Below are 21,438 nucleotides of genomic sequence, written 5' to 3'. Positions count from 1 at the left end.
TACCTCTTACGCCAGACGCGGGTTAACTTTTTCTGCATCGATGTTGAATTTGGTAATTGCGTCCGCAACCACTTTCTTATCGATTTCGCCACGTTTAGCCAGTTCGCCCAGTGCTGCTACAACCACGTAAGAAGCATCAACTTCGAAGTGGTGACGCAGGTTTTCGCGGCTGTCAGAACGACCGAAGCCGTCAGTACCCAGTACACGATAATCATCAGCTGGAACGTAAGTACGAACCTGCTCAGCGAACAGTTTCATATAGTCAGTAGACGCCACCGCTGGCGCGTCGTTCATCACCTGAGCGATGTACGGAACGCGTGGGGTTTCCATTGGGTGCAGCATGTTCCAGCGCTCACAATCCTGGCCATCACGCGCCAGTTCAGTGAAGGAGGTCACGCTGTACACGTCGGAACCCACACCGTAGTCTTTCGCCAGGATCTGCGCTGCTTCACGAACGTGACGCAGAATAGAACCGGAGCCCAGCAGCTGAACTTTACCTTTGCTACCTTCGATGGTTTCGAGTTTGTAGATACCTTTACGGATACCTTCCTCGGCACCTGCTGGCATTGCCGGCATGTGGTAGTTTTCGTTCAGGGTGGTGATGTAGTAGTAAATGTTCTCTTGCGCTTCGCCGTACATGCGCTGCAGACCGTCATGCATGATGACTGCCACTTCGTACGCGTAAGACGGGTCGTAAGAGATACAGTTAGGGATAGTCAGAGACTGAATGTGGCTGTGGCCATCTTCGTGCTGCAGACCTTCACCGTTCAGGGTCGTACGACCGGAAGTACCACCAATCAGGAAGCCGCGAGCCTGCTGGTCGCCTGCCTGCCAGCACAGGTCACCGATACGCTGGAACCCGAACATGGAGTAGTAGATGTAGAACGGGATCATCGGCAGGTTGTTGGTGCTGTAAGAGGTCGCAGCAGCCAGCCAGGATGCGCCTGCGCCCAGCTCGTTGATACCTTCCTGCAGGATCTGACCTTTCTCGTCTTCTTTGTAGTAAGCAACCTGCTCACGGTCCTGCGGGGTGTACTGCTGGCCGTTCGGGCTGTAGATACCGATCTGACGGAACAGACCTTCCATACCGAAAGTACGCGCTTCGTCAGCGATGATTGGCACCAGACGATCTTTGATCGACTTGTTCTTCAGCATCACGTTCAGGGCACGAACGAAAGCGATAGTGGTGGAGATCTCTTTGTTCTGCTCTTCCAGCAACTGAGAGAAGTCTTCCAGCGCTGGCAGTTCCAGTTTCTCGGTGAAGTTAGGCTGACGAGCTGGCAGGTAGCCTTTCAGCGCCTGACGACGTTCGTGCAGGTACTTGTACTCTTCAGAACCTTCCGGGAAGGTGATGTAAGACAGGTTTTCTACCTGCTCATCGGTCACTGGCACGTTGAAACGGTCGCGAATATAGCGCACGCCGTCCATGTTCATTTTCTTAACCTGGTGAGCGATGTTTTTACCTTCTGCGGTATCACCCATGCCGTAACCTTTGATGGTGTGGGCCAGGATTACAGTCGCTTTACCTTTGGTTTCGCGCGCTTTTTTCAGTGCAGCGTAGATTTTCTTCGGATCGTGACCACCACGGTTCAGCGCCCAGATCTGCTCGTCAGTCCAGTCTGCAACCAGTGCGGCGGTTTCAGGATATTTGCCGAAGAAGTGCTCACGAACGTAGGCACCGTCTTTGGATTTGAAGGTCTGGTAGTCACCGTCAACGGTTTCGTTCATCAGCTGGATCAGTTTACCGCTGGTGTCTTTACGCAGCAGTTCGTCCCAACGGGAACCCCACATTACTTTGATAACGTTCCAGCCAGCACCTGCGAAGATGCCTTCCAGTTCGTTGATGATCTTACCGTTACCGGTTACCGGACCATCCAGACGCTGCAGGTTACAGTTGATGATGAAGCACAGGTTGTCCAGCTTCTCACGGGTAGCGATGGTGATCGCACCTTTAGATTCTGGCTCATCCATCTCACCGTCGCCCAGGAAGGCGTAAACGGTTTGCTCAGAGGTATCTTTCAGACCACGGTGTTCCAGGTACTTCAGGAATTTCGCCTGATAGATTGCACCGATTGGGCCCAGACCCATGGATACGGTCGGGAACTGCCAGAATTCAGGCATCAGTTTAGGGTGCGGGTAAGAAGACAGACCTTTACCGTGAACTTCCTGACGGAAGTTGTTCATCTGCTCTTCAGTCAGACGACCTTCCAGGAATGCACGTGCATAGATGCCCGGAGAGATGTGGCCCTGGAAGTACACCAGGTCGCCGCCGTCTTTCTCGTTAGCAGCACGGAAGAAGTGGTTGAAGCACACTTCGTAAACGGTCGCAGAGGACTGGAAGGACGCCATGTGGCCACCCAGCTCCAGATCTTTCTTGGACGCACGCAGAACGGTCATGATGGCGTTCCAGCGGATGGCAGAACGGATACGGCGTTCCAGATCCAGATTGCCCGGGTATTCCGGTTCGTCTTCAACGGCAATCGTGTTTACGTAGTTGCTAGCCCCTGCACCTGAAGCAACCTTCACGCCGCCTTTGCGGGCTTCAGAAAGCAGCTGATCAATCAGATACTGAGCGCGCTCAACACCTTCTTCACGGATGACCGATTCGATCGCCTGTAGCCAGTCGCGAGTTTCGATCGGATCCACGTCATTTTGGAGACGTTCTGACATGGGGGTATTCCTTATCTATCTAATACGTTGATTTGTCTGGAACCTGTCCCATTGTATTTTCGTCAGAAAACACAATAAGACAGGTTCTGCGTTTAGTTGCCGCGCTCTAAAAGTACCTGGCGCTTAATCCTTTCGTTGCTGTATGCGGCGTAATGAACGTTCGCGACGCGATTGTTCTCGGCTGCGGTCCAGCAAGATTTCCTCAATGAAAGCCAGATGTCGGTGCGACGCTTCGCGCGCCTGCTCCGGTTCCCCGGCCATTATCGCCTCGAATACTCGGGTGCGATGGTTGCTTACCAGCGGGAGCATGTCCCGACGGGCATACAACAATTCAAAATTTTGACGAACGTTCTGGGCCAGCATCGGCTCCATGCAGCGTAGCAGATGGAGGAGCACTACGTTGTGTGCCGCTTCGGTGACGGCAATCTGATACTGGACGACGGCATTGGACTCGGCGTCTAAATCGCCGGACTGCTGTGCCCGTTCAATGGCCTGATGCAGTTCGCGGATACGCACGCGATCTTCATCAGTGCTGCGAAGGGCGGCGTAATAGGCCGCGATACCTTCAAGCGCGTGACGGGTCTCAAGCAGATCAAACTGGGATTCTGGGTGGTCAGAGAGAAGTTCTACCAGCGGATCGCTGAAGCTCTGCCACAGGCTGTTTTGAACAAAGGTTCCGCCGCCCTGGCGACGAAGCAGCAAGCCCTTTGCTTCGAGGCGTTGAATCGCCTCACGCAGAGAGGGGCGGGATACGTCGAACTGTTTAGCCAGCTCGCGTTCTGGCGGAAGTTTCTCACCCGGGCGCAGTGTCCCCTCGAGGATTAAAAACTCCAGCTGCTGCTCAATCACATCGGATAGTTTTGGTTGGCGAATTTTGCTGTAGGCCATATTCCCTGTCTTACGCCTTTTTGCCCGGAGTCAATTGGTCTTACCAATTTCAAGTTCGTATCGCTAAAGTAACAAAGTATTCACCTTCTGTCCATATTGGTTTTGATTGAAATCAGTAAACCCTGCACATTTTAACAACCTTACAGAAATAACGTTTCAGAAATGTAACTTTGCACAAATGAGCTGATTACTACCAAAGAGGGAGTTTTAACCATAATGAAACGAGGGCTTTTGCAATCTGAAGCGATTCAACAACGCAAAAAATGAAAATTCGCCCACTTTTAAGGCATTTCTATTCTATAGGTTGGGGTAGTAAGAATTAACGGTGCGATTTACAAATGCTTTCTTTTTATTCAACTCGTCATCAGCCCTTCATAAAGCAGGTGCATTCACAGGCGCTTACCACTATTCTTGCGCTTACGGAAGACATCTCCGCTTTTTTCGGTCTTATTAACCGTAAAGAAATAAATACAGAAAACGGATATTCATAATTACACACGCACAGCGTGAACATAACAACCACACACGAGGTTTCAAATGGAAGCTCAACAGCACGGCGATCAGCTTAAGCGCGGCCTTAAAAACCGCCATATACAGCTCATCGCATTGGGTGGTGCTATCGGCACAGGCCTGTTTCTGGGAAGCGCATCCGTCATCCAGTCGGCCGGTCCAGGCATTATTTTGGGTTACGCTATCGCAGGTTTTATTGCGTTTCTGATCATGCGCCAGTTAGGTGAGATGGTCGTTGAAGAGCCGGTTGCAGGCTCGTTCAGTCACTTTGCCTACAAATACTGGGGCAGTTTTGCCGGTTTCGCTTCCGGCTGGAACTACTGGGTGCTTTACGTTCTGGTGGCCATGGCAGAACTGACCGCCGTGGGGAAATACATTCAGTTCTGGTATCCCGAGATCCCAACCTGGGTTTCTGCGGCAGCGTTCTTCGTCATTATCAACGCCATCAACCTGACCAACGTCAAAGTGTTCGGTGAGATGGAGTTCTGGTTTGCCATCATCAAAGTCATTGCCGTGGTGGCGATGATTATCTTTGGCGGCTGGCTGCTGTTCAGCGGCAACGGTGGCCCACAGGCCACAGTGCGTAACCTCTGGGAGCAAGGTGGATTCCTGCCTCACGGGATGACCGGTCTGGTGATGATGATGGCCATTATTATGTTTTCCTTCGGGGGGCTGGAGCTGGTGGGGATCACCGCCGCTGAAGCCGACAACCCGGAGCAAAGCATCCCGAAAGCGACGAATCAGGTTATCTACCGAATTCTGATCTTCTATGTGGGTTCACTGGCCGTTCTGCTCTCGCTGCTGCCGTGGACACGCGTCACGGCCGACACCAGCCCGTTCGTCCTTATCTTCCACGAACTGGGCGATACCTTCGTGGCGAATGCGCTCAATATCGTCGTGCTGACGGCGGCGCTTTCCGTTTACAACAGCTGCGTGTACTGCAACAGCCGCATGCTGTTCGGCCTTGCGCAGCAGGGTAACGCACCAAAAGCCCTGCTGAACGTCGATAAGCGCGGCGTGCCGGTCAATACCATCATTGTTTCGGCTATCGTGACGGCGCTTTGCGTGCTGATTAACTACATGGCCCCCGAATCGGCGTTTGGCCTGCTGATGGCCCTGGTGGTCTCGGCTCTGGTGATTAACTGGGCGATGATCAGCCTGGCGCACATCAAGTTCCGCCGCGCTAAACAGCAGCAGGGCGTAACCACCCGCTTCCCTGCCCTGCTCTATCCGCTGGGTAACTGGGTTTGCCTGCTGTTTATGGCGGGCGTGCTGGTGATTATGCTACTCACCCCAGGCATGGCGATTTCCGTTTACCTGATCCCGGTCTGGATTGCGATCCTCGGCGTGGGGTATCTGGTAAAACAGAAAAACGGTAAAACCGTAAAAGCACATTAATAGCCCCTCAGCTCAGCACTCGTTTCGCGGGTGCTGAGCGTTTGTTACCTTCCTCACAAATTCACCTCGTCAGCCGCTTTATCCATATCACCGCCCTGATACTGCAACGCATATATCGATTAGCCAGCAAATAATTCTCTCCATACCGTCACCCGGAGAGCAGTCAATGGATAACAATAAACTGTCAGTAAAAGAGAAGATCGGCTATGGGATGGGCGATGCAGGATGCAACATCATCTTCGGCGCCATCATGTTGTTTGTTAATTATTTTTATACCGATATTTTTGGGCTGGCACCTGCGCTGGTCGGCGTGTTGCTGCTGTCTGTGCGCGTCATTGATGCCGTTACGGACCCGATCATGGGGGCCATCGCGGACCGTACCCGCAGTAAATATGGGCGGTTTCGTCCATGGCTTTTGTGGATTGCGTTCCCCTATGCGCTGTTCAGTATCCTGATGTTCACCACACCAGACTGGAGCTATAACAGCAAAGTTATCTATGCCTTTGTGACCTACTTCCTGCTCTCGTTAACCTATACGGCCATCAACATTCCCTACTGCTCGTTGGGCGGCGTGATCACCAATGACCCAAAAGAGCGCGTGGCCTGCCAGTCCTATCGCTTTGTGATGGTGGGTATTGCCACACTTTTGCTGTCGCTCACGCTCCTGCCGATGGCGGACTGGTTTGGTGGCGATAACAAAGCCAAAGGCTACCAGATGGCGATGACCGTGCTGGCGCTGATTGGTACCTGTATGTTCCTGTTCTGCTTCGCCACCGTGCGCGAGCGCGTACGTCCGGCGGTGCAGACCCATGATGAGCTGAAAAACGATCTGAAGGACGTATGGAAAAACGACCAGTGGGTACGCATTCTGCTGCTGACCCTCTGCAACGTCTGCCCGGGCTTTATCCGCATGGCGGCCACCATGTATTACGTCACCTGGGTAATGGGCCAGAGCACTCACTTTGCCACCCTGTTTATCAGCCTGGGCGTGGTGGGAATGATGCTCGGCAGTATGCTGGCGAAAGTGCTGACCGACCGCTGGTGTAAACTGAAAGTGTTCTTCTGGACCAACATCGTGCTGGCGCTTTTCTCCTGCGCGTTCTATTTCTTCGACCCGAAAGCGACCGTCACCATCGTGGTGCTCTACTTCCTGCTTAACATTCTTCACCAGATCCCATCTCCGCTGCACTGGTCGCTAATGGCCGATGTGGATGACTATGGCGAGTGGAAAACCGGTAAACGCATCACCGGGATCAGCTTCTCGGGCAATATCTTCTTCCTCAAGCTGGGGCTGGCGATTGCTGGCGCGATGGTGGGCTTCCTGCTCTCCTGGTATGGCTACGACGCCGGTGCGAAAGCGCAAAGCGCAGAGGCCATTAACGGGATCGTTCTGCTGTTTACCGTGATCCCGGGCGTGGGGTATTTGATCACTGCGGGCGTAGTGCGACTGCTGAAAGTGGATCGGGAAACCATGAAACAGATCCAGCTCGACCTGGAGAAACGCCGCACCAACTACAGCGAACTGAACGCCTGGCAGGAAACGAGAGCCGAAACAAAAGAAGGAACGCCGCATGCATAACTGGCCTAACCCGTTTATAGAACAACGCGCTGACCCGTACATTCTGCGTCATGAAGGGCAATATTATTTTATCGCCTCCGTGCCGCAATACGACAGACTGGCGATCCGCCGGGCAGCGTCGCTGGAAGGGCTGCGCAGTGCCGACGAGGTGGTCGTATGGCGCAAACCGGAGACCGGCCCGATGAGCCAGCTTATCTGGGCACCGGAACTGCATCATATCGACGGTAAGTGGTACATCTATTTTGCCGCCGCGCACACCCAGGCGCTGGATGGTCTGGGCATGTTCCAGCACCGCATGTTTGTGCTGGAGTGTGCCGACCGCGACCCGCTAACCGGCACGTGGACTGAAAAAGGCCAGGTAAAAACGCCCTTCGACACCTTTGCGCTGGACGCTACCACGTTCGTGCATCAGGGGAAACGCTGGTATCTGTGGGCGCAAAAAGCCCCGGATATCTCCGGCAACTCCAATCTCTATTTATGTGAAATGGAGAACCCGTGGACGCTGAAAGGCGAGCCGGTGATGCTCAGTAAACCGGAATATGACTGGGAGTGCCGCGGCTTCTGGGTCAACGAAGGCCCGGCGGTGCTGTTCCACGGCGACAAGTTGTTTATCAGCTATTCCGCCAGCGCGACCGACGAGAACTACTGCATGGGGCTGCTGTGGACAGAGATCAATGCCGATCCGCAAAATCCTGCCAACTGGCACAAGGCCTCGCGCCCGGTCTTCGTCACCAGCTACGAAAACCGCCAGTATGGGCCAGGCCATAACAGCTTTACACAAACGCCGGAAGGAGAAGATGTGCTGGTGTATCACGCGCGAAATTACACCGAAATTGAAGGCGATCCGCTTTATGACCCCAATCGTCATACCCGCCTGAAGCTCGTCCGCTGGCACGAAAACGGGATGCCTGATTTTGGCATCCCGCCTGCCGATACGCCGTAACCGCTACGGCACGCGGGTTCAGACCAGCGTGCCGTAAATGGTCAGCAACGCCACGATAACGACCACCACAAACGACGTTTTCTTCGCCATCGAGACCGCCGCTTTCGGCGTTTCTATCTTGTCGGTATGCGGCTCACGCGCCAGAGAGAACTGCGCCAGGCGTGTCAGCACCTGGTACTGCGAGGTATGACGGTCGCCAAGCGAGGCGAACCACGCCGGGAGCGCTTTTTCGCCATGGCCAATAAGCGCGTAGACCACACCCACCAGACGAACCGGAAGCCAGTCGAGCACGTGCAGGATCGCATCAATGCCGGAGAGCAAACGTTCATGCGGGGTGAGATAGCGGGCAAGCCAGGTCTGCCAGGCGCGCAGGAACGCATATCCCATCAGCAGTACCGGCCCCCACGGGCCCCCCACCACAAACCAGAACAGCGGCGCCAGGTAGTAGCGGAAGTTAATCCACAGCAGCGCGTTTTGCAGTTCACGCAGGAACTCGCGTTCATCGCAATCCGGCGGCACGCCGTGGATCATCGTCAGCTCGCTGGCCATGGCGCTACGTGCATGCGCATCATCACGGGAAGCGGCTTTCAGATAAGCGTGATAGTGCATACGCACCTTGCCTGCGCCAATACACAGCACGCCGAGCAGGATCCACACCACCAGTAGCGGCACGTTGAAAAAGAGGCCGTATAACGAGCGCAGCAGCAAGAACGTAATCACCATCACGCCCGCGGTCATCAGCAGCGTACGCAGCATGGAAAAATGGTTAATCCGGCGGAAAAGCACCTCCAGCCGGTGATCCAGATGCCAGTGCTCACCGAGTTTGAACAAGCGTTCAGCGATGATAACCAGCAGCATGGTAAACAACGTCATGTTATCTCCTTATTCTGACGACGCGGTAAGCATGGCGCGAAACCGGGGCCAGTCAAATGCAGGGCCAGGATCGGTTTTTCGCGCCGGGGCGATATCACAGTGTCCCGTAATGTTCTCTGCAATCGCAGGGTAAAGCCTGATGAGCGTTTGGGTGATATCCGCCAACCGCTGGTACTGTGCATCGGTATAAGGGGTGGTGTCCGTGCCTTCCAGTTCAATCCCAATAGAGAAGTCATTGCAACGCTCGCGCCCCTGATACATCGAGACACCCGCATGCCAGGCGCGCTTATCAAAAGGAACATACTGAACCACTTCGCCATCGCGACAGATCAGGCAGTGCGCCGATACGCGCAGATGCGCAATCTCAGCAAAGAAAGGATGGGCATCGGGATCTATCGTTCCCGTGAATAACGCATCGATCCACGGACCGCCAAACTCACCCGGCGGGAGACTAATGTTATGAACCACCAGCAGTGTGGGCTTTTCATCCTCCGGGCGGCCATCGTGGTGCGGCGAGGGTACACGCCGCGCATCCACCAGCCATCCGTCTTCTAACAACATGCTGGAACTCCTTATGTATGGTGCTGTTACTCGGTTCAGAGTAGCATGTTTCAATATTATGATTCGTTACCAATTTGGAGTTTTATCATGCCGCCTCGCCGCTACAACCCCGACCACCGACGTGAAGCGCTTCTGGAACGTATTAATATGGATATTCCGGCAAGCGTTGCCCATGCTTTGAAAGAAGATCTGGGCGGTGACGTCAGCGCGGACAACGATATTACCGCACAATTATTGCCGAAAGAGACACGCTCACACGCCGTGATCATCACCCGTGAAGATGGCGTGTTTTGCGGCAAGCGCTGGGTTGAAGAGGTATTTACTCAACTGGCTGGCGATGAGGTGCAAATCACCTGGCATGTTGAAGACGGTGACGCCATTACCGCAAACCAGCCGCTGTTTGAGCTTGAAGGCCCGTCCCGCGTGCTGCTGACCGGTGAACGTACCGCGCTTAACTTTGTTCAGACCCTTTCAGGGGTGGCAAGCGAAGTGCGTCGTTACGTTGACCTGCTGGCCGGTACCCATACGCAACTGCTGGACACCCGTAAAACGCTGCCGGGTCTGCGCACGGCATTAAAGTACGCGGTGCTTTGTGGCGGGGGAGCCAACCACCGTCTGGGGTTGTCCGACGCCTTCCTGATTAAAGAGAACCACATTATTGCCTCTGGCTCCGTGCGTCAGGCGGTGGAGAAAGCCTTCTGGCTGCACCCGGATGTGCCGGTTGAAGTGGAAGTTGAAAACCTCGAAGAGCTGGAGCAGGCCATCAAGGCCGGTGCCGATATCATCATGCTCGATAACTTTGAAACAGCACAGATGCGCGAGGCGGTGAAGCTCACCAACGGCCAGGCACAGCTCGAAGTTTCAGGAAACGTCACCTTCGAAACGATCCGTGAATTCGCCGAAACCGGCGTGGACTACATTTCTGTCGGGGCGCTGACCAAGCACGTTCGCGCCCTCGATCTCTCCATGCGCTTCAAATAACGTCGTCTCCCCTCTCTGCCTGGAGAGGGGAAATTTCAGCCCTCCTCGCAATCTCTCTGTTCTTCTCTGCAAGTAAGTACAAATTCCCTGAACGCCGCTTCACGTTCCATTTTTTGCCCCTCGTCTGCTTTTTTCCCCGCTGTCAGAGTAGCGCCACTTAACCCTGAGGAGCAGATATGAACAGACAACAAGGCTTCACGCTCATTGAGCTGATGGTGGTAATCGGCATTATTGCCATCCTGAGCGCCATTGGTATTCCCGCCTACCAGAACTACCTGCGAAAAGCGGCCCTGACCGACATGCTGCCAACGTTCGTGCCCTATCGCACGGCGATTGAACTTTGTGCCCTGGAACATGGCGGCGTGACGAGCTGCGACGGCGGCAGTAACGGTATCCCTTCTCCAACGACAACACGCTATGTCTCGGGAATGAGCGTGACGCAGGGCGTCGTGTCGTTAACCGGGCAGGAGAGCCTTAACGGACTTGAGGTGGTGGTGACGCCGCAATGGAGCAGTGGCAACGGTATGACGGGCTGGAAACGTAGCTGCAATATCAGCAATGACGGTACGCTCAAAGAGGCCTGCGAAGACGTTTTCCGTTTCGACAGTAACTGACAGGAGCGGACAATGAATTCAGATCAACTCGTCACCCTGTGCCAGCGCCACCATGCTTTGCTGCTGACCAGCGACGCCGACATGATTAGCATCGCCGTCGTGGGCAATCCCGCCGCTGAAATGATGGAAGCGCTACGTTTCGCCACGCAAAAACGTATTGATATTGAATGCTGGACAGCGGAGCGCATGGAAAAACACCGGCAGTTAACCGCGCAATCACACCTCCCGGTTGTTTTAACGCCGCACAACACGGTGAATATTCTCAACCACACCCTGCAGCAGGCGATCAACCAGCGCGCTTCTGACATTCATATCGAACCGATGGGGGATATCTGTCAGGTCCGCTTGCGTGTTGACGGTGTGCTTTGCCCGCTGCCACCGCTTTCTGCAGCGGTGGCAAATACCCTCACCGCTCGCTTAAAAGTGCTGGGCCAACTGGATATTGCGGAGCGCCGCTTACCGCAGGATGGTCAATTTACGATTGAACTGGCAAGCGAGCCGGTCTCTTTTCGCATCGCCACGCTTCCCTGCAGCGGCGGAGAGAAAATTGTGCTGCGCCTGCTGCATCAGGTTCATCAGGCGCTGGAACCCGATAAACTGGGAATGAGTGCGAAACAGCTGGCCCGCTTTAACGAGATCCTTCATCAACCGCAGGGGCTGATTTTGGTCACGGGCCCCACTGGCAGCGGAAAAACGGTCACGCTCTATAGCGCATTGCAGGCGCGTAATACCCCTGACGTTAACATCTGCAGCGTGGAAGATCCGATCGAGATCCCGCTTGCGGGGCTGAACCAAACGCAGATTAATCCCCGTGCGGGCTTAACCTTTCAGAGCGTTCTGCGAGCGCTCCTGCGCCAGGATCCGGACATCATTATGGTAGGCGAAATCCGCGATAGTGAAACGGCAGAGATCGCCATTAACGCCGCAAAGACCGGGCATCTGGTGCTGTCGACGCTGCACACCAACTCCACGACGGAAACCGTCATTCGCCTGCAGCAGATGGGGGTCGCACGCTGGATGATCTCCTCTGCGCTTTCGCTGGTGATTGCCCAGCGACTGGTGCGTCGTCTGTGTCCTCACTGTCGGCAGGAAGCCAACAGCCGCGCAGAATTACCGCGCACCGTATGGCCCCGGCCGCTTCCTCGCTGGCAACCTGGCGGCTGCGATCGCTGCTATCACGGCTTTTATGGCCGCGTCGCCATTTTTGAAGTCCTCGCCATCGACACCACGCTCCGGCAGGCCATCGCCAGTGGTGCCTCGATAGAGGTCATCGAAGCCAGCGCCCGTCAGGCGGGAATGACATCGTTATTTGAGCAGGGTTGTCTGGCCGTAGAGCAAGGACTGACCACGCTCGAAGAGTTGCTGCGCGTGCTGGGAATGCCCAATGAGTGTTAATCATCTCTGGCGCTGGCGGGCGCTATCCAGTGAAGGCGAATCTCTGTGTGGGGTGCTGTGGGCACCAGATCGCGAAACGGCCTTAGTCAGGCTGATGCGTAAAGAGTTACACCCACTTTCGCTCACCCGATGCTCGCTGACGCACCGCTGGCAACCCCATCATTGCTATGAGATGTTTCGCCAGCTTGCCACGCTACTGCAGGCTGGCCTGACGTTATCGCAAAGTCTGCAAATGCTGGCCGACCAGCATCCTGTCAAACACTGGCAGGCGCTGCTGGAAAACATGAATGATGATCTGAGCGAGGGATGCGCCTTTTCAGAGGCGCTGAAGCAATGGCCTGCGGTATTTAGCCCGCTGTATGTCTCGATGGTAAAAACAGGGGAGCTAACGGGGAAGCTGGAAACGTGTTGCCGCCAGCTCGCTCAGCAGCAACAATCCCAGCAGCAACTCACGGCAAAAGTGAAGAAGGCGTTGCGCTATCCGACGATCATCCTGGCGCTGGCCGTTCTTGTCGTTCTGGCCATGGTCACCCTGGTCTTGCCGGAGTTCGCGGCCATCTACAAAACGTTTAATACTCCCCTGCCGCTGCTGACACAGATGGTCATGGGCCTGTCGGCGTTTATCCAGACATACGCCATCGCCCTGTTCGTGCTGCTGCTTATTCCCGTGGCCATCGCCTGGGCGCTGCGACAGGATCCGCGCTGGCAACGTATCCTGATGCATATTCCCGTGACGGGAAGGCTGGCAAGAGGGCAAAAACTGGGGCAGATCTTTACCGTACTGTCACTCACCCAGCAGGCGGGCATCCCCTTTTTACAGGGATTACAGAGCGCGGAAGAGACTGTTGATAGCCGGTACTGGCAAGGCATATTGCGCAGCGTTCGTGGGGACATTGAACAAGGCTTTACCATCTGGTCTTCATTTCAGAAAGCGGCCGTCTTTACCCCGCTGTGCATTCAACTCATACGCACCGGGGAGGTCTCTGGGTCACTCGACATTATGCTGGAAAACCTTGCCCGCCATCATACGGAGCAAACCTTTCAACTGGCAGATAATCTGGCCGCGCTTCTGGAGCCAGTGCTGCTGATTGTGACGGGGGTGATTATCGGTACGCTGGTGGTGGCGATGTATCTGCCCATTTTCCATCTCGGGGATGCAATGAGCTCGGGATAACGCTGGCGTACGGACATACGCCAGCGGAAACATTACAGGCTATTGAAAACGCGGTTTTCCTGCTCCTGAACGCGGATAAACGTCGTACGTTTTGTCAGCTCTTTCAGACGGGATGCCCCAACGTAGGTACATGCGGAACGCAGGCCGCCCAGGATGTCACGAGCCGTGTTTTCGACCGGGCCACGCAGAGGCAGCTTCACGGTTTTGCCTTCCGCAGCACGGTATTTTGCCACGCCACCTACGTGACGAGTCATTGCTGATTCTGAGCTCATGCCGTAGAACAGCATGAACTTCTCGCCGTTCTCTTCAACCACGGTACCGCCGCTCTCTTCATGACCCGCCAGCATGCCGCCGAGCATCACGAAATCCGCGCCGCCGCCAAAGGCTTTCGCGACATCACCCGGCATGGTGCAACCGCCGTCGCTGATGATCTGGCCGCCCAGACCGTGCGCGGCATCAGCACACTCAATCACCGCAGAAAGTTGCGGGTAACCCACACCGGTCTTCACACGCGTGGTACACACGGAACCCGGGCCAATGCCCACTTTTACGATGTCGGCACCGGAAAGGATCAGCTCTTCACACATTTCACCGGTTACCACGTTGCCCGCGATAATGGTTTTGGTGGGCCAGGCCTCACGCGCCTTGCTGACAAACTGCACGAAGTGCTCGGAGTAACCATTTGCCACATCAATACAGACAAAATTGAGCGCCGGGTTAGCGTTAAGAATCTGTTTGGTCTTCTCGAAATCGGCATCGGAGGTACCGGTGGAAACCATGACATGCTTCACCACATCGTCCGATGCAGAGGCGATAAAGGCATTCCACTCTTCCGGGCTGTAGTGCTTATGCACAGCGGTAAGGATATCGAATTTCGCCAGCGCGGTCGCCATCTCGAAGGTTCCCACCGTATCCATATTGGCTGCGATGATCGGCACGCCAGACCAGGTCTGACCGGAATGTTTAAAGGTGAATTGACGTTCGAGTTCAACGTCTGAGCGACTTTTCAGTGTAGAGCGTTTAGGGCGGATAAGAACGTCTTTGAAACCTAACTTCAGATCTTCTTCGATACGCATGTGCGGATTCCTGGGGTTAGAGGCAAATATGTTAAAAGCACAACTCCAGTGACGTTATCATACGCACTAATACCTGCTCCGCAAGACTGCGAAATTCTCTTTTTTTACGCTACAATCCTATAAATTTACCTGGTAAAAAGCCGGTAAAGAGAGCCAAACAGTGGCTGGCGCACGTTTGAATTTTAACCAACTGATTTTAATAATGAATAATTCCCAGGATTTGATTTAATGGGGTATATCGTCGCATTAACCGGCGGCATCGGCAGCGGGAAAAGTACCGTTGCGGACGCATTTTCTCGTCTGGGTATCACCATAATCGATGCCGATATCATTGCCCGTCAGGTGGTAGAGCCAGATACACCCGCACTAAACGCCATTAAGGCACATTTTGGTCAGGCAATTATCAACGCGGATGGCACGCTAAATCGCCGCAAGCTTCGTGAGTGCATTTTTTCTGATTCTTCAGAAAAGGCCTGGCTTAATGCTCTGCTCCACCCCATTATCCACCAGGAAACCCAGCGTCAGATTGCCGCAGCCCGCTCGCCGTATGTTCTGTGGGTGGTTCCGCTGCTGGTAGAGAATCAACTGCACAATAAAGCCGACCGGGTACTGGTCATTGATGTCTCACCCGAAACGCAAATCCAGCGCACCGTGGCGCGCGACCATGTCTCGCGCGAACAGGCTGAACAAATTCTTGCCGCTCAGGCCACGCGCGCTCAGCGCCTTGCCGTTGCGGATGATGTTATTGATAATAACGGCGCACCAGATGCCATTGCATCGGATGTTGCCCGCCTGCACGCGCAGTATCTGACGTATGCCGCGCAGGCCGTTGCACAGGAAAAACCATAATGTCGACCCACATCCTTTTTGAGCATCCGCTCAACGAAAAAATGCGTACCTGGCTGCGTATCGAATTTCTGATTCAACAACTCTCACAACATTTGCCCATCAACGATCATGCGACGGCGCTGCACTTCTTCCGCAATGTGGGCGATCTTCTGGATGTAATTGAACGAGGCGACGTTCGCACCGAGCTACTGAAAGAGCTGGAGCGCCAGCAGCGTAAATTACAGGCCTGGGCCGAAGTTCCGGGCGTTGACCAGAGCCGCATTGATTCACTCCGTCAACAGCTTAAAAACAGCAGCAGTACGCTGATGGCCGCTCCCCGCGTTGGGCAGTTTTTGCGTGAAGACCGCTTAATCGGGCTGGTGCGCCAGCGCCTGAGTATCCCGGGCGGCTGCTGCAGCTTTGACCTGCCGACACTGCATATGTGGTTGCATATGCCGCAGGTCCAGCGTGATGCACAGGTGAAAAGCTGGCTGGACAGCCTGGAGCCGATGCATCAGACGTTATCCCTGATCCTCGATCTCATCCGTAACTCGGCGCCATTCCGCAAGCAAACCAGCCTGAACGGTTTCTACCAGGACAACGGTGATGATGCGGATCTGCTGCGTCTGAACCTCTCTTTAGGTGAACAGCTTTACCCGCAAATCTCCGGGCATAAGAGTCGTTTTGCGATTCGCTTTATGCCGCTGGATAGTGAAAATGGCACCGTGCCGGAACGCCTCGATTTTGAACTGGCCTGTTGTTAAGGAGTGCCTATGTCTGATGTAACCACCGTAAACTGCCCAACCTGTGGCAAAATTGTTGTCTGGGGAGAGGTGAGTCCGTTTCGCCCATTCTGCTGTAAGCGCTGTCAGTTAATTGACCTGGGCGAATGGGCGGCGGAAGAGAAACGCATTCCAAGTGAAGGCGATCTCTCGGACAGCGATGACTGGAGCGAGAACCAGCAGTAGAGTTCAAAGCCTGCTGGCGCTTCGCTTAGCAGGCCTACAGGTTGCCCGTTAGCCGGGATATGACGGGCGCATTTGCCGGAGGAAATTTTTCGGCATCACTCGCGTGAAGCGAAACCCAGCCACCCGGTTGTCCCTCTTTCCCCCAGGGTTCCCCCTCCCAGCTTTCCACAAGCCAGAACCACAACGTGATGTGACGATCCGGAAACTGGTATTCCAGCTTATCAAACAGCGTTGCGCCAATCGGAGTAATGCCGACCTCTTCCTGAAGCTCACGCACCAGCGCCTGCTCCGGCGTTTCACCGGACTCGATTTTCCCGCCAGGAAACTCCCACTTGTTTGCCATGTGGGCGTCAGCGGCACGTTGCGTAATGAAGATTTGGTTTTGCGGGTTGCGAATTATCCCGACAGCAATTTGCAGTATTTTCATATTGTCACTTCCATAAAAAAGGCGCAGATTTCTGCGCCTTTTCGTTTTTTATGAACTTAGCTCAGACGGCCGTGGCACGCCTTATATTTTTTACCGGAACCGCATGGGCACGGATCGTTACGCCCCACTTTGCGATCGCCAGTTTGCGCGGCGATTGCCGCAGCGGCTTCGCTATCGTCAGTCTGGTGGCTAAGCTGCTGCATCTGTGCCAGACGCTCGGCTTCCTCACGACGCTGTTGCTCCATCGCTTCCACTTCTTCCGGCATACGCACCTGCACTTTGCTCAGGGTGCTGATAACTTCATATTTCAGCGACTCCAGCATGGAGGCAAACATCGAGAAGGATTCGCGCTTGTACTCCTGCTTAGGATCTTTCTGCGCATAGCCACGCAGGTGGATCCCCTGACGCAGGTAGTCCATCGCCGCCAGGTGCTCTTTCCACAGTGAGTCCAGCGTCTGCAGCATCACCCCTTTTTCGAAGTGACGCATCATCTCAGCGCCAACAACCTCTTCCTTACGCTTGTATACCTCCAGCGCGGTTTCGTAGATACGCTCGCGCAGGGTCTCTTCGTGCAACTCAGGCTCTTTATCCAGCCACTCTTTGATTGGCAGGTCGAGGTCGAAGTCGTTTTTCAGGCGCTCCTGAAGGCCTTCGATATCCCACATCTCTTCCAGAGACTGAGGCGGAATGTGCGCATCGATAGTCGCTTTGAACACATCTTCACGAATGCTGTTGATGGTTTCGCTCACGTCGGATACGTCCAGCAGTTCGTTACGCTGGGTATAGATAGCACGACGCTGATCGTTGGCGACGTCATCATATTCCAGCAGCTGCTTACGAATATCGAAGTTGCGGCTTTCCACTTTACGCTGCGCGTTGGCAATCGCTTTGGTCACCCATGGGTGCTCAATGGCTTCACCTGGTTTCATCCCCAGCTTACGCATCATGCCGGAAACACGGTCAGAGGCGAAGATACGCATCAGCGCATCTTCCATCGACAGGTAGAAGCGGGAAGAACCGGCATCCCCCTGACGACCTGCACGACCACGCAGCTGGTTATCGATACGACGTGATTCGTGACGCTCGGTACCAATGATATGCAGACCACCAGATGCCAGAACCGCATCATGACGCACCTGCCAGTCGGCTTTGATCTGCGCAATCTGTTCCGGCGTTGGGTTTTCCAGCTCAGCCACTTCGGCCTGCCAGCTACCGCCCAGCATAATATCGGTACCACGACCCGCCATGTTGGTGGCGATGGTCACGGCCGCCGGATAACCCGCCTGCGCAACGATATCTGCTTCTTTGGCGTGGAATTTGGCGTTCAGTACGTTGTGCTTGATACCCGCTTTAGTCAGCTCATTAGACACCACTTCGGATTTCTCGATGGAGATGGTCCCCACCAGAACCGGCTGGCCTTTAGCAGTACGTTCACGAATATCTTCGATGATTGCCTGAATTTTTTCCGCTTCGGTCATGTAGACCAGGTCCGGCATGTCCTTACGGATCATTGGACGGTTGGTTGGAACGACAACGGTATCCAGTTTGTAGATGGAGCTGAATTCAAACGCTTCGGTATCTGCTGTACCGGTCATCCCTGCCAGCTTCTCGTACAGACGGAAGTAGTTCTGGAAGGTAATAGACGCCAGCGTCTGGTTTTCGTTTTGAATATCCACGCCTTCTTTGGCTTCAACGGCCTGGTGCAGACCGTCAGACCAGCGACGACCCTGCATGGTACGGCCGGTGTGCTCATCAACGATGATGACTTCGCCGTCTTTGACGATGTAGTCGACATCGCGAGTGAACAGCGCATGGGCGCGCAGTGCGGCAGTCACGTGGTGCATCAGCATGATGTTGCTCGGGGAATAGAGAGACTCACCCTCTTCCATGATGCCTTCAGCCACTAACAGCTCTTCAATTTTAACCAGACCACGTTCGGTCAGGTTCACCTGGCGCGCTTTTTCATCAACGGAGAAGTGGCCTTCACCCTGGAAGGTATCGGAATCTTCTTTCTCCTGACGCAGCAGGTGTGGAATGATTTTGTCGACTTTACGGTACATATCAGAGCTGTCTTCGGCCGGGCCGGAGATGATCAGCGGGGTACGCGCTTCATCGATCAGAATGGAGTCCACCTCATCCACCAGCGCATAGTGCAATTTACGCTGCACACGTTCTTCAGGACTGAACGCCATGTTGTCACGCAGGTAGTCGAAGCCGTATTCGTTGTTGGTACCGTAGGTGATATCGGCGTTATACGCTTCGCGCTTGGCTGGCGCAGGGAGACCGGACATGTTGATGCCGACGGTCATCCCCAGGAATTCGAACAATGGACGGTTATTTTCGGCGTCACGCTGTGCCAGATAGTCGTTGACGGTCACGACGTGCACGCCTTTGCCGGTCAGTGCGTTCAGATAGGCAGGCAGCGTCGCGGTTAGGGTTTTACCTTCACCGGTACGCATTTCCGCGATGCAGCGCTCGTTAAGCACCATACCGCCCAGCAGCTGCACGTCGAAGTGACGCATGCCGAATACACGTTTACTCGCTTCACGCACAACCGCGAAGGCTTCCGGGATCAGGCTTTCTAAGGTTTCGCCTTTTTCCAGGCGTGCGCGGAATTCTGCGGTTTTCGCTTTCAGCTCGTCATCAGACAGCTTTTCCATCGCCGGTTCCATACCGTTGATGACAGCGACAGCTTTGCGCATACGGCGCAGGGTACGATCGTTACGACTACCAAAAACTTTGGTTAATAATTTGATTAGCATAATAAATTCTCAAACGCCCCATAACGGGCAGATAAATTAAGGTATTGAAAACGGTTAATTTAACTGAGGCGCTGAGGCCCGGCGCGGATGCCATGAACCTGGCTTATCCACGTCGAGACAGAGAATGTGGCGGGTGAAACAACGACGGATTGCGCTGTCTGCGGAGCGCTAACAGCTGGCTGGCTGTCCTGCGTCAACAGCGCGTTGAGCGTATCCAGCAGCGCAAGGTGTTGCGCCTGAACCGGCAGCGTCTCTTCAGCAACCGGTATGGCCTGCGGCGCCATTGCAAATGACAGATGGCGGATAACCGTGCGGATGGCGTGCTGCTGCCAGTAATCTACCGAAAAGTTAGGACGGCGGCTGGCTTCAAGCCACGCAAGATTGGTGAAGTTAACGCGCGCGGTGAGATCGTGTTTGGTGGTTGACGTCTTTGCCGGTGTGGCAGCTTCAGCGCTGTTGCTGAGCGCAGGCAAGCCGAAACTCGCCGCGACCATCCCTAATAAGAGATGCGGCCAGAAGTAACGTCTGCCAAATTGTCGCCAGCGCGTCAGAATTCCGCTCACTTGCTCCACCACATAAGCCCGTCTTACACAGGCTGATTTCAGTTATTCTTTTAAGCGCCCAGATATTACCACTAAAGCCAATACACAGCAGCAGGAATGACGTACTGCAGCGGGGAAAAACGGTCAAGAATGCAGCTAACGCACAGATTTTCTACGCCTGCTAAGCGAAAGGGGAAGCTGGGGCAAAATGAAGAAAGGTAAAAATAAAAACGACTGGTTTCCCTGGTCGGAGAGAGTACCAGGTTAACCAGTCGATTTTTTACGGAACGGCTTGAACCGTTACGCCAGAACCAGGCCAGGGGCTTTGAAGGCCAGCGGCAGTTCAGCTTCGTCTTCGAAGGTCACATACTCCCAGGCTTCCTGTTTTGCCAGGACGGCCTGCAAGAGTTTGTTATTCAGCGCATGACCGGATTTGAACGCGGTAAATGCACCAATAATGTTGTGACCACACATGAACAGGTCGCCAATTGCATCAAGCATTTTGTGGCGAACGAATTCATCTTCGAAACGCAGACCGTCTTCGTTCAGTACGCGATAATCGTCAACAACGATGGCACAATCGAAGCTGCCGCCCAGGCACAGGCCGCGGGACTGCAGATATTCGATATCACGCATGAAGCCGAAAGTACGAGCACGGCTGATCTGGCGCATAAACGCATCAGCAGAGAAGTTCATCGCATAGCGCTGGGTACTGGCATCAATCGCCGGATGGTTAAAATCGATGGTGAAGTCCAACGAGAAACCATTGTACGGTTTGAATTCAGCCCACTTGTCGCCATCTTCGACGCGAACGGTCTCTTTGATGCGAACAAATTTCTTCGCGCAGTTCAGTTCTTCGATGCCGGCATCCAGCAACAGATAAACGAACGGAGCAGCACTACCATCCATGATCGGGATTTCTGGCGCATCGACTTCAACAATAATGTTGTCGATACCCAGACCCGCCAGGGCGGCGTTCAGATGCTCTACGGTAGAAATCCGCACGTCATGCTCGTTCACCAGACAAGTACAGAGCATAGTATCACGCACAGATTTGGCATCGGCCGGAAAATCTACCGGTGGATTCAAGTCGGTGCGACGATAGATGACCCCGGTATTGGCCGGCGCAGGGCGTAACGTCAGGGTGACTTTCTTGCCGGTATGTAAACCGACACCCGTCGCCTGAACGATACGTTTAAGTGTCCTTTGTTTGATCATCGTATAATCTCGCCAAATTAACTATCCAACC

Annotated in this window: 19 protein-coding genes; 10 read left to right on the top strand and 9 right to left on the bottom strand. The window is 54.4% G+C overall.

What is annotated here, in order from left to right:
• Positions 1-6: 6 nt before the first annotated feature.
• Together aceE and pdhR are read right to left on the bottom strand one after the other, a co-directional pair.
• Positions 7-2,670, bottom strand: coding sequence for a pyruvate dehydrogenase (acetyl-transferring), homodimeric type (gene aceE / locus AX755_RS07390; protein ID WP_013095597.1), 2,664 nt, complete (start codon positions 2,668-2,670; stop codon positions 7-9).
• A gap of 123 nt (positions 2,671-2,793) precedes the next feature.
• Positions 2,794-3,558, bottom strand: coding sequence for a pyruvate dehydrogenase complex transcriptional repressor PdhR (gene pdhR, locus AX755_RS07385; RefSeq protein ID WP_013095596.1), 765 nt, complete (start codon positions 3,556-3,558; stop codon positions 2,794-2,796).
• Between the two features lie 537 nt (positions 3,559-4,095).
• Here pdhR and aroP point away from each other — a divergent pair.
• The 3 genes from aroP (at position 4,096) to AX755_RS07365 (ending at position 7,988) form a co-directional block, all read left to right on the top strand.
• Entirely contained in the window at positions 4,096-5,466 is a 1,371-nt protein-coding gene (gene aroP, locus AX755_RS07375; protein WP_013095594.1) for an aromatic amino acid transporter AroP, read from the top strand.
• Positions 5,467-5,632: 166 nt separating this feature from the next.
• Positions 5,633-7,045, top strand: a complete 1,413-nt coding sequence (locus AX755_RS07370; protein ID WP_020688510.1) for a glycoside-pentoside-hexuronide (GPH):cation symporter — start codon at positions 5,633-5,635, stop codon at positions 7,043-7,045.
• On the top strand, positions 7,038-7,988 hold the full coding sequence (locus AX755_RS07365) for a glycoside hydrolase family 43 protein (RefSeq protein ID WP_038418687.1): 951 nt from the start codon (positions 7,038-7,040) through the stop codon (positions 7,986-7,988). Before AX755_RS07370 ends, AX755_RS07365 begins: the two co-directional genes overlap by 8 nt.
• A gap of 18 nt (positions 7,989-8,006) precedes the next feature.
• On the opposite strand, the gene ampE is transcribed toward AX755_RS07365, so the two are convergent.
• Both ampE and ampD read right to left on the bottom strand, forming a co-directional pair.
• Positions 8,007-8,861, bottom strand: a complete 855-nt coding sequence (gene ampE, locus AX755_RS07360) for a beta-lactamase regulator AmpE (RefSeq protein WP_020688508.1) — start codon at positions 8,859-8,861, stop codon at positions 8,007-8,009.
• Between the two features lie 9 nt (positions 8,862-8,870).
• The gene (gene ampD, locus AX755_RS07355; RefSeq protein WP_062856538.1) at positions 8,871-9,422 is read right to left on the bottom strand and encodes a 1,6-anhydro-N-acetylmuramyl-L-alanine amidase AmpD; all 552 of its coding nucleotides are present in this window, start codon (positions 9,420-9,422) and stop codon (positions 8,871-8,873) included.
• An 87-nt stretch (positions 9,423-9,509) separates the two neighbouring features.
• Between ampD and nadC the strand changes: the two genes are divergently transcribed.
• From nadC to hofC, 4 genes are all read left to right on the top strand, one after another.
• Positions 9,510-10,403 (top strand): carboxylating nicotinate-nucleotide diphosphorylase, encoded by an 894-nt coding sequence (nadC, locus tag AX755_RS07350; RefSeq protein ID WP_013095589.1) that lies wholly within the window; start codon positions 9,510-9,512, stop codon positions 10,401-10,403.
• A gap of 176 nt (positions 10,404-10,579) precedes the next feature.
• Positions 10,580-11,017, top strand: a complete 438-nt coding sequence (gene ppdD, locus AX755_RS07345) for a prepilin peptidase-dependent pilin (RefSeq protein ID WP_062856537.1) — start codon at positions 10,580-10,582, stop codon at positions 11,015-11,017.
• A 12-nt stretch (positions 11,018-11,029) separates the two neighbouring features.
• The gene (gene gspE / locus AX755_RS07340) at positions 11,030-12,412 is read left to right on the top strand and encodes a type II secretion system protein GspE (RefSeq protein WP_062856536.1); all 1,383 of its coding nucleotides are present in this window, start codon (positions 11,030-11,032) and stop codon (positions 12,410-12,412) included.
• A complete protein-coding gene (hofC, locus tag AX755_RS07335) occupies positions 12,402-13,586 on the top strand; it encodes a protein transport protein HofC (RefSeq protein WP_062856535.1) in 1,185 nt (394 codons plus the stop codon). The genes gspE and hofC overlap by 11 nt, the downstream gene beginning before the upstream one ends.
• A 32-nt stretch (positions 13,587-13,618) precedes the next feature.
• Here hofC and AX755_RS07330 read toward each other — a convergent pair whose 3' ends face one another.
• Complete coding sequence (locus AX755_RS07330; RefSeq protein ID WP_020688503.1) at positions 13,619-14,662, bottom strand: GMP reductase; 1,044 nt, start codon at positions 14,660-14,662, stop codon at positions 13,619-13,621.
• A gap of 228 nt (positions 14,663-14,890) precedes the next feature.
• Between AX755_RS07330 and coaE the strand changes: the two genes are divergently transcribed.
• From coaE to yacG, 3 genes are read left to right on the top strand one after another with little or no spacing between them, the layout of a single operon-like run.
• Positions 14,891-15,511, top strand: a complete 621-nt coding sequence (coaE, locus tag AX755_RS07325; protein ID WP_014830656.1) for a dephospho-CoA kinase — start codon at positions 14,891-14,893, stop codon at positions 15,509-15,511.
• On the top strand, positions 15,511-16,254 hold the full coding sequence (gene zapD / locus AX755_RS07320) for a cell division protein ZapD (RefSeq protein ID WP_013095583.1): 744 nt from the start codon (positions 15,511-15,513) through the stop codon (positions 16,252-16,254). Before coaE ends, zapD begins: the two co-directional genes overlap by 1 nt.
• Before the next feature lie 9 nt (positions 16,255-16,263).
• The gene (yacG, locus tag AX755_RS07315; protein ID WP_040022085.1) at positions 16,264-16,458 is read left to right on the top strand and encodes a DNA gyrase inhibitor YacG; all 195 of its coding nucleotides are present in this window, start codon (positions 16,264-16,266) and stop codon (positions 16,456-16,458) included.
• 34 nt (positions 16,459-16,492) lie between these two features.
• Here the strand turns inward: yacG and mutT are convergent, their stop codons facing one another.
• From mutT to lpxC, 4 genes are all read right to left on the bottom strand, one after another.
• Complete coding sequence (gene mutT, locus AX755_RS07310) at positions 16,493-16,885, bottom strand: 8-oxo-dGTP diphosphatase MutT (protein WP_013095582.1); 393 nt, start codon at positions 16,883-16,885, stop codon at positions 16,493-16,495.
• Between the two features lie 56 nt (positions 16,886-16,941).
• Positions 16,942-19,647, bottom strand: a complete 2,706-nt coding sequence (gene secA / locus AX755_RS07305; RefSeq protein WP_013095581.1) for a preprotein translocase subunit SecA — start codon at positions 19,645-19,647, stop codon at positions 16,942-16,944.
• A 59-nt stretch (positions 19,648-19,706) separates the two neighbouring features.
• Positions 19,707-20,210 carry a secA translation cis-regulator SecM gene (gene secM / locus AX755_RS07300; protein WP_072193778.1) on the bottom strand — a complete coding sequence of 168 codons (504 nt, stop codon included), beginning with the start codon at positions 20,208-20,210 and terminating at the stop codon, positions 19,707-19,709.
• A 279-nt stretch (positions 20,211-20,489) separates the two neighbouring features.
• The gene (gene lpxC / locus AX755_RS07295) at positions 20,490-21,407 is read right to left on the bottom strand and encodes a UDP-3-O-acyl-N-acetylglucosamine deacetylase (RefSeq protein WP_013095578.1); all 918 of its coding nucleotides are present in this window, start codon (positions 21,405-21,407) and stop codon (positions 20,490-20,492) included.
• Positions 21,408-21,438: the final 31 nt, after the last annotated feature.

It is taken from the genome of Enterobacter sp. SENG-6 (genome assembly GCF_001605945.1).
Classification (GTDB): Bacteria; Pseudomonadota; Gammaproteobacteria; order Enterobacterales; family Enterobacteriaceae; genus Enterobacter; species Enterobacter cloacae.
The sequence above is the reverse complement of the archived record's forward strand: the minus strand, read 5'-3'. Positions and strand labels throughout refer to the sequence as shown.

Coding starts and splice junctions, on each gene's coding strand:
- hofC (WP_062856535.1), top strand. CDS start 12,402: ATGAGTGTTAATCATCTCTGGCGCTGGCGGGCGCTATCCAGTGAAGGC.
- pdhR (WP_013095596.1), bottom strand. CDS start 3,558: ATGGCCTACAGCAAAATTCGCCAACCAAAACTATCCGATGTGATTGAG.
- AX755_RS07370 (WP_020688510.1), top strand. CDS start 5,633: ATGGATAACAATAAACTGTCAGTAAAAGAGAAGATCGGCTATGGGATG.
- ppdD (WP_062856537.1), top strand. CDS start 10,580: ATGAACAGACAACAAGGCTTCACGCTCATTGAGCTGATGGTGGTAATC.
- ampE (WP_020688508.1), bottom strand. CDS start 8,861: ATGACGTTGTTTACCATGCTGCTGGTTATCATCGCTGAACGCTTGTTC.
- coaE (WP_014830656.1), top strand. CDS start 14,891: ATGGGGTATATCGTCGCATTAACCGGCGGCATCGGCAGCGGGAAAAGT.
- lpxC (WP_013095578.1), bottom strand. CDS start 21,407: ATGATCAAACAAAGGACACTTAAACGTATCGTTCAGGCGACGGGTGTC.
- AX755_RS07330 (WP_020688503.1), bottom strand. CDS start 14,662: ATGCGTATCGAAGAAGATCTGAAGTTAGGTTTCAAAGACGTTCTTATC.
- aceE (WP_013095597.1), bottom strand. CDS start 2,670: ATGTCAGAACGTCTCCAAAATGACGTGGATCCGATCGAAACTCGCGAC.
- mutT (WP_013095582.1), bottom strand. CDS start 16,885: ATGAAAATACTGCAAATTGCTGTCGGGATAATTCGCAACCCGCAAAAC.
- AX755_RS07365 (WP_038418687.1), top strand. CDS start 7,038: ATGCATAACTGGCCTAACCCGTTTATAGAACAACGCGCTGACCCGTAC.
- ampD (WP_062856538.1), bottom strand. CDS start 9,422: ATGTTGTTAGAAGACGGATGGCTGGTGGATGCGCGGCGTGTACCCTCG.
- gspE (WP_062856536.1), top strand. CDS start 11,030: ATGAATTCAGATCAACTCGTCACCCTGTGCCAGCGCCACCATGCTTTG.
- zapD (WP_013095583.1), top strand. CDS start 15,511: ATGTCGACCCACATCCTTTTTGAGCATCCGCTCAACGAAAAAATGCGT.
- aroP (WP_013095594.1), top strand. CDS start 4,096: ATGGAAGCTCAACAGCACGGCGATCAGCTTAAGCGCGGCCTTAAAAAC.
- secA (WP_013095581.1), bottom strand. CDS start 19,647: ATGCTAATCAAATTATTAACCAAAGTTTTTGGTAGTCGTAACGATCGT.
- yacG (WP_040022085.1), top strand. CDS start 16,264: ATGTCTGATGTAACCACCGTAAACTGCCCAACCTGTGGCAAAATTGTT.
- nadC (WP_013095589.1), top strand. CDS start 9,510: ATGCCGCCTCGCCGCTACAACCCCGACCACCGACGTGAAGCGCTTCTG.